The sequence below is a fragment of the Spirillospora sp. NPDC048823 genome (genome assembly GCF_043198445.1).
GTDB lineage: Bacteria > Actinomycetota > Actinomycetes > Streptosporangiales > Streptosporangiaceae > Spirillospora.
In genome coordinates this window covers 82,389-94,670 of sequence record NZ_JBICUT010000022.1, presented here as the reverse complement: position 1 = coordinate 94,670, position 12,282 = coordinate 82,389, and the positions used below count along the sequence as shown (strand labels likewise).

The 12,282-nt window shown below is 71.7% G+C and carries 10 protein-coding genes; 6 read left to right on the top strand and 4 right to left on the bottom strand.

Features of this window, described 5'->3' with window-relative positions:
- The gene (locus ACGFK0_RS34810; protein WP_392912759.1) at positions 1-1,161 is read left to right on the top strand and encodes an NADH:flavin oxidoreductase; all 1,161 of its coding nucleotides are present in this window, start codon (positions 1-3) and stop codon (positions 1,159-1,161) included.
- 30 nt (positions 1,162-1,191) lie between these two features.
- On the opposite strand, the gene ACGFK0_RS34805 is transcribed toward ACGFK0_RS34810, so the two are convergent.
- The 3 genes from ACGFK0_RS34805 to ACGFK0_RS34795 form a co-directional block, all read right to left on the bottom strand.
- Positions 1,192-2,901 carry a glycerol-3-phosphate dehydrogenase/oxidase gene (locus ACGFK0_RS34805; RefSeq protein WP_392912758.1) on the bottom strand — a complete coding sequence of 570 codons (1,710 nt, stop codon included), beginning with the start codon at positions 2,899-2,901 and terminating at the stop codon, positions 1,192-1,194.
- A 110-nt stretch (positions 2,902-3,011) separates the two neighbouring features.
- Complete coding sequence (glpK, locus tag ACGFK0_RS34800) at positions 3,012-4,529, bottom strand: glycerol kinase GlpK (RefSeq protein ID WP_392912756.1); 1,518 nt, start codon at positions 4,527-4,529, stop codon at positions 3,012-3,014.
- A gap of 45 nt (positions 4,530-4,574) precedes the next feature.
- Positions 4,575-5,402 carry an MIP/aquaporin family protein gene (locus tag ACGFK0_RS34795; RefSeq protein WP_392912755.1) on the bottom strand — a complete coding sequence of 276 codons (828 nt, stop codon included), beginning with the start codon at positions 5,400-5,402 and terminating at the stop codon, positions 4,575-4,577.
- Between the two features lie 293 nt (positions 5,403-5,695).
- Between ACGFK0_RS34795 and ACGFK0_RS34790 the strand changes: the two genes are divergently transcribed.
- Positions 5,696-6,463, top strand: a complete 768-nt coding sequence (locus ACGFK0_RS34790; RefSeq protein ID WP_392912753.1) for an IclR family transcriptional regulator — start codon at positions 5,696-5,698, stop codon at positions 6,461-6,463.
- Positions 6,464-6,529: 66 nt separating this feature from the next.
- Positions 6,530-8,056, top strand: a complete 1,527-nt coding sequence (gene glpK, locus ACGFK0_RS34785; RefSeq protein ID WP_392912752.1) for a glycerol kinase GlpK — start codon at positions 6,530-6,532, stop codon at positions 8,054-8,056.
- Positions 8,057-8,066: 10 nt separating this feature from the next.
- Here glpK (ACGFK0_RS34785) and ACGFK0_RS34780 read toward each other — a convergent pair whose 3' ends face one another.
- On the bottom strand, positions 8,067-9,218 hold the full coding sequence (locus ACGFK0_RS34780) for an acyl-CoA dehydrogenase family protein (protein WP_392912751.1): 1,152 nt from the start codon (positions 9,216-9,218) through the stop codon (positions 8,067-8,069).
- Positions 9,219-9,376: 158 nt separating this feature from the next.
- On the opposite strand from ACGFK0_RS34780, the gene ACGFK0_RS34775 reads away from it, so the two are divergent.
- From ACGFK0_RS34775 to ACGFK0_RS34765, 3 genes are all read left to right on the top strand, one after another.
- A complete protein-coding gene (locus tag ACGFK0_RS34775; RefSeq protein WP_392912750.1) occupies positions 9,377-10,072 on the top strand; it encodes a GntR family transcriptional regulator in 696 nt (231 codons plus the stop codon).
- A 95-nt stretch (positions 10,073-10,167) separates the two neighbouring features.
- The gene (locus tag ACGFK0_RS34770; protein WP_392912749.1) at positions 10,168-11,343 is read left to right on the top strand and encodes an acyl-CoA dehydrogenase family protein; all 1,176 of its coding nucleotides are present in this window, start codon (positions 10,168-10,170) and stop codon (positions 11,341-11,343) included.
- 49 nt (positions 11,344-11,392) lie between these two features.
- On the top strand, positions 11,393-12,253 hold the full coding sequence (locus tag ACGFK0_RS34765; protein WP_392912747.1) for a helix-turn-helix transcriptional regulator: 861 nt from the start codon (positions 11,393-11,395) through the stop codon (positions 12,251-12,253).
- The last annotated feature ends 29 nt before the right edge of the window (positions 12,254-12,282 follow it).

Genomic DNA, 12,282 nt, shown 5'->3' with positions numbered 1-12,282 from the left:
ATGGACGTCTTCGAACCGGCCCGGCTGGGGCCGCTCACCCTGCGCAACCGCGTGATCAAGGCCGCCACGTTCGAGGGGATGACGCCCGACGCGCTGGTGACCGACGACCTGATCGAGTACCACCGCCGCCCCGCCGCCGGGGGAGTGGGCATGACGACCGTCGCCTACTGCGCGGTCGCCCCGGAGGGACGCACGGAGCGGCGGCAGATCTGGATGCGGCCCGACGCCGTCCCCGGCCTGCGGCGGCTCACCGACGCCGTCCACGCCGAGGGCGCCGCCGCGTCCGCGCAGATCGGCCACGCCGGGCCGGTCGCCGACGCGAGCTCCAACAGGCTGCCCGCCGTCTCGGCCGGGCGGTTCTTCAACCCGCTCGGCATGCGCTTCACCAAGGTGGCCACCGCCGGGGACATCGAGCGGATCACCCGCGCGCACGCCGAGGCCGCCCGCCTGGCGATCGAGTCGGGGTTCGACGCCGTCGAGATCCACTTCGGGCACAACTATCTGGCCAGCTCGTTCCTCAGCCCCCGCCTCAACCGGCGCAAGGACGCCTACGGCGGGCCGATCGAGAACCGCGCCAAGGTCGCGCTCGGTATCGCCCGCGCCGTCCGCGACGAGGTCGGCGACCGCATCGCCGTCACCGCCAAGCTCAACATGCGCGACGGCGTCCGCGGCGGCCTGGAGATCGACGACAGCGTGTACGTCGCCCGCCGCCTCCAGGAGGAGGGCACGGTCGACGCGCTGGAGTTGACCGCCGGCAGCTCACTGCTCAACCCGATGTACCTGTTCCGCGGCGAGATGCCGATCCCGGAGTTCGCCGCGAGCTACAAGCCGGCGATGCGCGTCGGCATCCGGATGTTCGGCAAGAGGTTCCTGCGGGCCTATCCCTACCAGGACGCCTACCTGCTCGAACACGCACGCAGGTTCCGCGCCGAACTCGACCTGCCGCTGATCCTGCTGGGCGGCATCACCGACCGCGCGACCATGGACACGGCCATGGGGGAGGGCTTCCAGTTCGTCGCCATGGCCCGGGCCCTGCTCCGCGAACCCGACCTGGTGAACCGCATCGCCGCCGACCCGTCCACCCCGTCCCTGTGCATCCACTGCAACCGCTGCGTCCCCACCGTCTACAAGGGCACGCACTGTCCCGTCATCCCGGCTTGAGCCGGCTCGAATCCCACGATGACCGCCGCGTCAGGCGGCGGGGACGGGTGTTTCCGGGACGGCGGGCCCGCCGCGGCGTTCCGCCGCGATCTGCAGCACGTACCGTTTGATCTCGTCGGCGATCTCCTCGCGGCCCCAGCCGAGCCGGGGCGCGAGGAGTTCGGCGACATGGGACGCCGCCGCGACGCCGCCGTCCCACTCCTCGATCGATATGCGCAGGCGCCGGGCCAGGACGTCCTCCAGGTGCAGCGCGCCCTCGTGCGTCACCGCGTAGACCGCCTCGGCGCACAGGTAGTCCTCGGCGCCGGGGACGGGCAGTCCCAGCATCGGGTCGTCCGCGACCAGGTCCAGGACCTCGCGGGCGCACGACCCGTACCGGTGCAGCAGGTGCTCGATCCGCGCGACGTGCAGGCCGGACCCGGCGGCGAGGCGGCGCCGCTCGTTCCACAGCACCTCGAACCCGACCGCGCCGAGGATCGGCAGCCGGCCGGTGACCGACGGGGGGACGGCGTCGTCCAGGCCCTCGGCGACCACGTCGACCGCGTCCCGCGCCATCACCCGGTAGGTGGTGAACTTGCCGCCGGTGACCACGACCATGCCCGGAACCGGTTCGGCGACGGCGTGCTCGCGCGACAGCCGGGTCGTGTCGTCCATGTCCCCGGACAGCAGCGGCCGCAGGCCCGCGTACACGCCCTCGATGTCGTCGTGCGTCAGCGGAGTGCGCAGCACGGCGTTCGCCTGGTCGAGCAGGTAGCCGATGTCGGTGTGGGCGGCGACGGGCTCCTTCAGGCAGTTCCGGGGGGTGTGGGGGGTCGTCCCCCCACAATGATCCGGGCCGTCCTCGTGGGGGGTGTCGGTGGTGCCGACGAGCCAGTGCCGCCCCCACGGGATGATGAACAGCACGCTCTTGGACGTGCGCGTGATCAGGCCGGTGCCCATCGGGATCCGGTCGCGCGGCACCATCAAATGGACGCCCTTGGACGCCTGCACGGCGAACGAGGCCCGTGACCCGGTCATCGCCTGCGCGCCGTCCGTCCACACCCCGGTCGCGCACACCACGCGCCGGGCCCGCACGGCGATCTCCCGCCCGCCCTCCAGATCCAGGACGTGGGCGCCGGTCACCCGCTCGCCTTCGCGCAGGAACCCGGTCATCTCGGCACGGGTGGCGACCTTCGCGCCGTACTGCGCGGCGGTCCGGGCGACCATCATCGTGTAGCGGGCGTCGTCGACCTGCGCGTCGTAGTACTGGATCGCGCCGACCAGCGCGTCCGGCCGGAGCGCCGGCGCCTCCCGCAGGGCGCCGCGCCGTGTCAGCTGCCGGTGGCGGGGGAGCGCGCGGGCACCGCCCATCGTGTCGTACAGGGTGACGCCCGCGCTCACGTAGGCCCGCTCCCACACCCGGTTGCGCAGCGGGTAGAGGAAACGGACGGGACGCACCAGATGCGGGGCGAGGCGGTGCAGGAGAAGGGTCCGCTCCCGCAGCGCCTCCCGGACGAGCCCGAAGTCGCGCTGTTCGAGATAGCGGAGCCCGCCGTGGATCAGCTTGCTGGAGCGGCTGGACGTCCCGGCCGCCCAGTCCCGCGCCTCCACGAGGGCGACGGACAGGCCCCGCGAGATCGCGTCGAGGGCCGCGCCGGAGCCGACGATGCCGCCGCCGACGACCAGGACGTCGAACTCGGTCTCGGCGAGATCGCGCAGGATGTCCTGGCGGTACTGCGGTCCAAGGGCTACGGATGTCACTGCTTGCTCCCGGAGAGAGGTTGGTCGAGTGTCCCGCCGCCGGGTTACGGCGAGCCGTCGTCCAGGGGTCGCGCAGGACGACGGCTCGCCGCGGCCCGGTTGACCGGGCGTCAGTCGAGCTCCACCCAGTCGAGGGTGCGTTCGACGGCCTTCTTCCAGCCGGCGTAGCCGGTTCGGCGTTGCTGGTCGGTCCAGGTGGGGTTCCAGCGGCGGTCTTCGTTCCAGTTCTGGCGGAGTTCGTCGGTGGTGTTCCAGAAGCCGGTGGCCAGGCCGGCGGCGTAGGCGGCGCCCAGTGCGGTGGTTTCGGCGACGACGGGGCGGGAGACGGGGACGCCGAGGATGTCGGCCTGCATTTGCATGCACAGTTCGTTGGCGGTGACGCCGCCGTCGACTTTGAGGACGTCCAGGGTGACGCCGGAGTCCTCGCGCATGGCTTCGACGACGTCGCGGGATTGGTAGCAGATGGATTCGAGGGTGGCGCGGGCGAGGTGGGCGTTGGTGTTGAAGCGTGAGAGTCCGACGATGGCGCCGCGGGCGTCCGAGCGCCAGTAGGGGGCGAACAGGCCGGAGAAGGCGGGGACGAAGTAGACGCCGCCGTTGTCGTCGACCTGGCGGGCCAGGGCTTCGCTCTGGGCGGCGCCGGAGATGATGCCGAGCTGGTCGCGCAGCCATTGCACGGCCGACCCCGTCACCGCGATCGACCCCTCCAGCGCGTAGACCGGCTTCTCCTGGCCGAACTGGTAGCACACCGTCGTCAGGAGGCCCTGCGACGAGCGGACGAGTTCGTTGCCGGTGTTGAGCAGGAGGAAGTTGCCGGTGCCGTAGGTGTTCTTGGCCTCGCCGGGCGCGAAGCACACCTGCCCGACCGTCGCGGCCTGCTGGTCGCCGAGCGCGGCGGTCAGCGGGACCTTGCCGCCGAGCGGGCCGTCCGGGCGCGTCAGGCCGTAGCCGCCGGACGCGGAGGACGGCCTGATCCGCGGCAGCATCCGGCGCGGGATGCCGAAGAACGACAGGAGTTCGTCGTCCCAGTCGAGGGTCTCCAGGTCCATGAGCATGGTGCGGCTGGCGTTGGTCGGGTCGGTGACGTGCACGCCGCCGTCCGTCCCGCCCGTGAGGTTCCACAGCACCCAGCTGTCGGTCGTGCCGAAGATCGCGTCGCCGTTCTCGGCGGCCTCGCGGACGCCCTCGACGTTCTCCAGGATCCACTGGATCTTGCCGCCCGAGAAGTACGTGGCCGGGGGGAGCCCGGCCTTGCGCCGGATGACGTCCCCCTTGCCGTCCCGCTCCAGGGCGGCGGCGATGCGGTCGGTGCGGGTGTCCTGCCAGACGATCGCGTTGTAGTACGGGCGGCCGGTCCGCCTGTTCCACACCACCGTCGTCTCGCGCTGGTTGGTGATGCCCAACGCGGCCAGATCGGTGTGGCTGAGATCGGCCTTGTTGAGGGTGGACTGGATGACGGCGCGGGTCCGTTCCCAGATCTCGGTGGGGTTGTGCTCCACCCAGCCCGCCTGCGGCAGGATCTGCTCGTGTTCGAGCTGATGGCGGGCGATCTCGTTGCCGCCGTGATCGAAGATCATGAAGCGGGTGCTCGTGGTGCCCTGGTCGAGCGCTCCGACGAAGTCAGCCATGCGTGGGTTCTCCTGGGATGGGCGGGCGGACGGGGACGGGACGGCTCACGCCGCCTCGTACTCGGGCTCGGGTTTCGCGGGGACCTGGGCGGGCTCGTCCGCGGACGGCAGGAACCGCCCGATGAGCACCTTGTAGAGGCCGGCGCCGAGCACGCCGCCGATGAGCGGTGCGATGATCGGCACCCAGAAGTACAGGTCGCCGTACTGGTCCCGCCACGCGCCGCCGTAGCCGGTGAGGAACGAGGCGAGGCGGGGGCCGAAGTCGCGGGCCGGGTTGATCGCGTACCCGGCGGCGGAGCCGAACGCCATCCCGATCGCCACGACCACGAGGCCGATCAGGAACGGGGCGAGGTTGGCCAGCGGCGGCGAGTTGCGCACGTCGGTGAGGACCTTGATCAGGAAGAGCAGGATGGCGGTGCCGATCACCTGGTCGCGGAACGCGCCCCAGGTGCCGACCGGGAGGGTGCCGTTTCCCGGCAGGGTCGAGAAGACGCCCTGTGTCTTGATCGTGTGGCCGGGGTCGACCTTGGCGAGGATCTCGCTGTAGTTCCAGCGGACGATCAGCGCCGCGACGAACGCCCCCGCGGTCTGCGCGGCGATGTAGGGCGCGGTCCTGCGCCAGGCGAAGTCCTTGAACACGGCGAGGGCGACGGTCACGGCCGGGTTCAGGTGCGCGCCGCTGATGCGGGCCGCGACGTAGACGCCGAGCGTGACGCCGAGGCCCCAGGCCCAGGCGATGCTGTCGTGGTCGCCGAGCTCGGCGCCGGCGACCTGCGCGACGACGCCGACGCCGAAGAGGATGAGGATCATGGTGCCGGCGAACTCGGCTGCGAGCTCGCCGGCGAGCGTGGGGATTCTGGGTCGTTCCGCCATGAGCGCTCCCGGTGGTGCGGGCTGGGTGGTGCAGGGGTGGGTGGTGCTGGGGTGGGCTGATGCGGGGTGGACGCGAGCCCCTTCGAGGCTGGGCAGGACGCTAAGTCGGCCCGGAAAGCCGCACAACGGGACGCTGCCGACAATGTCGAACACTTTCGTCACGGCCCGGCGGCGGTTACCCTCCCCCCTGTGCACCAGATCACAGAATCCGGGCAGTTCGGGGCGAAGATGACGGTGATCGCGGCAGTTGCCGACATTGTCGGCACCCCGCCGTGCGAACTACCATCGGATTCATGCCCGGACCTGTGCAATCGATCGAGCGGGCCGCCGCCATCCTGCGCCTGCTCGCCGCGAGTTCGGGCCGGCTCGGCGTCGGCGAGGTCGCCACGTCCCTGGGCCTCGCCCGGGGCACCGCCCACGGCATCCTCCGCACCCTGGAGCGCGTCGGCTTCGTCGAGCAGGACGGCGGCACCGGCAAGTACCAGCTGGGCGCCGCGCTCCTGCATCTCGGCACCAGCTACCTGGACGTCAACGAACTGCGGTCCCGCGCCATCAACTGGGCCGACGCCCTGGCGTCCCGCAGCGGCGAGGCCGTCCGCATCGGGACCCTGCTGGACGGCCAGGTCCTGGTCGTCCACCACGTGTTCCGCCCGGACGACACGCTCCAGGCCATGGACGTCGGCTCCCTGCTCCCGCTGCACGCCACCGCGCTCGGCAAGGCGCTGCTCGCCCACGACGCCAACGCCGCGGCGTCCATCCGCGACACCGTCCTGGAGTCCTACTGCCGGCGGACCATCACCGATCCGAGAGAACTCGCACGGGCCGCCACCCGGGTCCGGGAGAACGGCTGGGCGGCCGAGACCGAGGAGCTGTCCATCGGGGAGGCGGGCATCGCCGCCCCGATCCGCGGGTACGGGGGACTGGTCGTCGGGGCCATCGGGATCTCCGGCGCGGTCGAGCGGATCTGCGACGCCCGCCGCGTCCCCGAGCCGAGGCTCGTGGCGTTCGTCCGCGACGCGGCCCGCGCGGTCTCCCGGGACCTCGGCGGCTCCCGCTGGTGACGCCCGGCGGGCGGCGCCGGCGGCACCGGTTCGAGGGGGCGCGCGTCCAGGGGGAGAGGGCCGGTCGTGACCGAACGCTACGTGATGTCGATCGACCAGGGCACCACATCGACCCGGTGCATCCTGTTCGACCACGGCGGCCGGCTGGTGTCGGTCGCGCAGCGTGAGCACCGGCAGCACTTCCCTAGGCCCGGCTGGGTCGAGCACGACCCGATGGAGATCTGGCGCAACCTCGAACGCATCGCGCCCGAGGCGCTCGCCCAGGCCGGGGCGTCCACCGGCCAGATCGCGGCCGTCGGGATCGCCAACCAGCGCGAGACGACCGTCCTGTGGGACCGGCTGACCGGTGTGCCGATCGGCCGCGCCATCGTCTGGCAGGACATGCGGACCGGCGCCCTCGTGGACGAGCTGGCCCGCGCCCCCGGCGCCGCGGTCGTCACCGAGCGCAGCGGGCTGCCGCTGGCCACCTACTTCTCGGCGCCGCGCATCCGCTGGCTGCTCGACCACACGCCCGGCCTGCGCGAACGCGCCGAACGCGGCGAGGTCCTGTTCGGCACGATGGAGAGCTGGCTGATCTGGAACCTCAGCGGCGGCGTGGACGGCGGCGTCCACGTCACCGACGTCACCAACGCCGGCCGCACGCTGCTGATGGACCTGCACACGCTGAGCTGGGACGACGGCCTGCTCGACTTCTTCGGCGTCCCGAAGGCGATGCTGCCGGAGATCAGGTCGTCCACCGAGACCTACGGGACGGCCCGCCGCGTGTTCCCCGGCGTCCGCATCGGCGCCGCCCTCGGCGACCAGCAGGCCGCCCTGTTCGGCCAGACGTGCTTCGCCCCGGGCGAGACCAAATGCACCTACGGGACGGGCGCGTTCCTCCTGATGAACACCGGCACCACACCGGTGACGTCGGACAACGGCCTGCTCACCACCGTCGGATACAAGATCGGCGACGAGCCCGCCGTGTACGCCCTGGAGGGGTCGATCGCGATCACCGGCGCACTGGTGCAGTGGTTCCGGGACGGGCTCGGGCTGATCACCACCGCGCCGGAGATCGAGACGCTGGCCCGGTCGGTCGACGACAACGGCGGCTGCTACATCGTCCCGGCGTTCTCCGGCCTGTTCGCCCCGCACTGGCGCAGCGAGGCCCGCGGCATCATCGTCGGCCTGACCTCCTACATCACCAAGGGACACCTGGCGCGGGCGGTGCTGGAGGCGACCGCCTGGCAGACCCGCGAGGTCGTGGACGCGATGAACGCCGACTCGGGGCTGTCCCTCAGGGAACTGAAGGCCGACGGCGGCATGACGTCCGACAACCTCGTCATGCAGATGGTCGCCGACATGCTGAACGTTCCGGTGGCGCGGCCGATGGTGGTCGAGACGGTGTCGCTCGGCGCCGCCTACGCCGCCGGGCTCGCCGTCGGCTACTGGGCCGGGCTCGAAGGGCTGCGCCGCAACTGGCACCGCGCGGCCCGGTGGGTCCCGGCGATGGAGCCGCAGCGGCGCGCCGCCGAGTACGACAACTGGAAACGCGCCGTGGAGCGCACCTTCGACTGGATCCGCGCCGGCGAGGACCCCGCCGCGCAGCCGTGAGCGGCGGGGCTCAGATCCGGTTCCGCTCGATCAGCTGCTTGACGATCACGTTGCGCTGGATCTCGTTCGTCCCCTCGCCGACGATCATGAGCGGGGCGTCGCGGAAGTAGCGTTCGATGTCGAACTCGGTGGAGTAGCCGGCCGCGCCGTGGATGCGGACCGCGTTCAGCGCGATCTGCATCGCCGCCTCGGACGCGTACAGCTTGGCCATGCCCGCCTCCATGTCGCAGCGCTCCCCGGCGTCGAGGCGCGCCGCGGCGTCGAGGGTGAGCAGCCGGGCCGCCCGCAGCTGGGTGGCCATGTCGGCGAGGTAGTTGCCGATGGACTGGTGCTGCCAGATCGGCTTGCCGAACGCCTCCCGTTCCTGGGCGTAGCGCAGGGAGTCCTCCAAGGCGGCGCGTCCCACGCCCAGCGCGCGCGCCGCGACCTGGATCCGGCCCACCTCCAGGCCCCGCATCATCTGGGCGAAGCCGCGTCCCTCCTCGCCGCCGAGCAGCGCGCCGAGGGGCGCCTCGTAGCCGTCGAACGACAGCTCGCAGCTCTCCACGCCCTTGTAGCCGAGCTTGGGCAGGTCGCGGGAGACGCTCAGGCCGGGCCCCTTCTCGACCAGCAGGATGCTGATGCCCCGGTGCCGCGGCGAGGCGCCCGGATCGGTCTTGCACATCAGCGCGATCAGCCCCGACATGCGCGCGTTGGTGATCCACATCTTGGCGCCGTCGACGACGTACCTGTCGCCGTCACGCCGCGCGGCCGTGCTCATCGCCTGCAGGTCCGAGCCGCCGGACGGCTCGGTCAGCGCCATCGTGGCGCGCAGCTCCCCGGTCGCCATCCGGGGCAGGTAGCGGGCCTTCTGCTCTTCGGTGCCGAACACGGCGAGCAGATGCGAGACGACCGTGTGCCCGCCGAACGCCCCGGCGAGGGTCATCCACCCGCGCGCCAGTTCCTCGGTGACCAGCGCGTAGCACGCCTTGGACACGCTCACGTCGCCGTACGGCTCGGGGACGGCGAGCCCGTACACGCCGAGTTCCTTCATGCGGTCGATGAGGTGCGCGGGGTACGTTCCCGCGTGCTCCAGATCCCGGGCGACCGGGCGGACCTCCCGGTCGACGAAGTCGGCGACGACCTCGACGATGGCGCGCTCCTCGTCACTGAGCGTGAACACGACTGCCGCTCTCCCTCTCGCCCTGGTCCATCCGAAGACTATTTCATATATTTGATTTGAAAAGGCGCGGTGTCAATGGCGGCGGAGCCGCGGCCGTCCATAATGTGACGCGGCCGCCATCCCACCACACGGGCGCGCCCCACGGCGTACGGGAGACGATGACAGTGGCACTTTCCGGTGACCGGGCCCTCGGCAGGCGCCGCCACCTGGGCGACGAGGTGGCCGCCTACGTGCGCGAGCTCATCATGTCGGGCCAGGTCGGGCACGGGGAGTTCCTCCGCCTGGAGCGGATCGCCGACGACCTCGGGATCAGCGTCACCCCCGTCCGGGAGGCCCTGCTCTCGCTGCGCGGCGAGGGGTTCGTCACCCTGGAGCCGCGGCGCGGGTTCATGCCGGCCCCGCTGACCCGGCAGGACGTCCAGGACCTGTTCGAGGCGCAGGCGTACTTCGCCGGCGAGCTGGCCGCCCGCGCCGCCGAGAAGGTCACCGACGCGGAGCTGGAGTCGCTCGGCCGGACGCAGGCGCTGCTGGAACAGGCCTCCAGGGCCAAGGACTCCGAGGCCATCGAGCGCGCCAACCACCAGTTCCACCGCGTGATCAACCTGTGCGCCGACTCGCCCAAGACGGCGTGGCTGCTGCGGCTCGTGGTGCGGTACGCGCCGCGCCGCTTCTACTCCAGCATCCAGGGCTGGAGCCAGGCGTCGGTCGACGACCACCACCTCGTCCTGGCCGCGCTCCGCACCGGGGACGCGGACGCCGCCCGGCAGGCGATGCGCGCCCACATCCGGCACGCGGGCACGCTGCTGGTCGTGCACCTGGAGGGGCAGGGCTTCTGGGACGGCCGGCAAGGGTGACGTACGCGTACCCCTTCTCTTCGCTCGACCGCCCCCATATCGTATAAAAAATTCCCAGGAGGTTTGATGGACCGGGACTCCGAGAGGAACGGAACGTGAGCAGGCTGCAGCAGACCCACGGGCTGACGGACGAGCAGCGGGAGATCATCGCGACCGTGCGCGCGTTCACCGAGAAGGAGATCATTCCGGTCGCCGCCGAACTGGAGCGCGCCGACGAGTACCCGCACGCGATCGTGGACGGCATGAAGGACCTCGGGCTCTTCGGCCTCATGATCGGCGAGGAGCACGGCGGGCTCGGCGAGTCGCTGCTGACCTACGCGCTGGCCGTCGAGGAGCTGGCGCGGGGCTGGATGAGCGTGTCCGGCATCATCAACACCCACTTCATCGTCGCCTGGATGATCACCCAGCACGGAACGGCCGCGCAGAAGGCGCACTACCTGCCGAAGATGGCGACCGGCGAGATCCGGGGCGCGTTCTCGATGTCGGAGCCCGGCTGCGGCTCGGACGTCTCGGCCATCACGACCCGCGCCGTCCCGGACGGCGACCACCACGTCATCGACGGCCGGAAGATGTGGCTGACGAACGGCGCCTCGGCCAACCTCGTCGCCACCCTCGTCAAGACCGACCCGGACGCGGGCCACCGGGGCATGACCACGTTCCTCATCGACAAGACCCCCGGCTTCGGCGAGGTCGCGCCCGGCCTCACCGTCCCCGGCAAGATCGGGAAGCTGGGCTACAAGGGCATCGACACCACCGAGCTGCTCTTCGACTCCCACCGCGTCCCGTCCGCGCAGATCCTCGGCGGAACGCCCGGCCGCGGCTTCTACCAGATGATGGACGGCGTCGAGGTCGGCCGCGTGAACGTCGCCGCGCGGGCGTGCGGCGTCGCGAAACGCGCCTACGAGCTGGCGATCGGCTACGCGCGGCAGCGCGAGACGTTCGGCAGGCCCATCGCCGAGCACCAGGCCGTCCTGTTCCGCCTCGCGGAGATGGCCACCAAGATCGAGGCCGCGCACCAGATGGTGGTGATGGCGGCGCGGCGCAAGGACTCCGGCGAGCGCAACGACCTGGAGGCGGGCATGGCCAAGTACCTCGCCGGCGAGTACTGCAAGGAGGTCGTGGAGGACGCCTTCCGCATCCACGGCGGCTACGCCTACTCCACCGAGTACGAGATCGAGCGCCTCTACCGCGAGGCCCCGATGCTGCTGATCGGCGAGGGCACCGCCGACATCCAGAAGATGATCATCGGCCGCCGGCTGCTGGAGGACTGACCGCCGCCGGACGATCATGGCGGCCGCGGGCGGCGGATATCGTGGCGGCATGGCAAGCCCGACCCCCGCGGCCGCTCCCGGCCGCCGCCGCGCCGAGCTGCGCGACTTCCTGCGGACCCGCCGCGCCCGGCTCGACCCGTCCGACGTCGGCATGCCCGCCGGGGCACGGCGCCGGACGCCGGGCCTGCGCCGCGAGGAGGTCGCCGTCCTGGCCGGCGTCGGGGTGTCCTGGTACACGTGGCTGGAGCAGGGCCGGGACATCACGGTGTCCGGTGCGGTGCTGGACGCGATCAGCCGGGCCCTGCGGCTGGACGGCGCCGAGCGCGAGCACCTGTACCTGCTGGCCGGCCTCAACCCGCCCAGGGCCGCGGGGGACCTGGCCGCCCCGGTCACACCGGAGCTCCGGCGGCTCCTGGACGCCTGGGCGCCGCGCCCGGCCTACATCCGCGAGCGGCACTGGAACCTCATCGCGTTCAACGATGCCGCCCGCGAGGTGTTCGGGTACGGCGACACCGACCACAACTGCCTGGTCACGTTCTTCACGAGCGTCCGTTACCGGTCCCTGCACGTGCACTGGACCGCGGTGGCGCCCGACGTCGTGGGGCGCTTCCGCGCCGACGCCGCCCGCTTCCCCGACGACCCCGAGTTCGCCCGGATCGCCGAGGACTTGCTGTCGGTCAGCCCGGAGTTCGCGGAGCTGTGGGCCCGGCACGAGGTCAGCGCGCGGACGCAGGCGGTCAAGGCGATCCGGCATCCGGAGGCCGGTGAGATGATCTTCGATGCGACGGTGCTGCCGGTGGCCGACCGTCCCGGGCACGACCTCGTCCTGTACAACCCGCAGCCGGAGACGGGAACGCGGGAGCGCCTCGAACGCCTCACGGCCCGGCGCGGCCTGGCCGCCGCAGGCTGACCCGCGAGGGTGGTGGTGGCGGACCCACG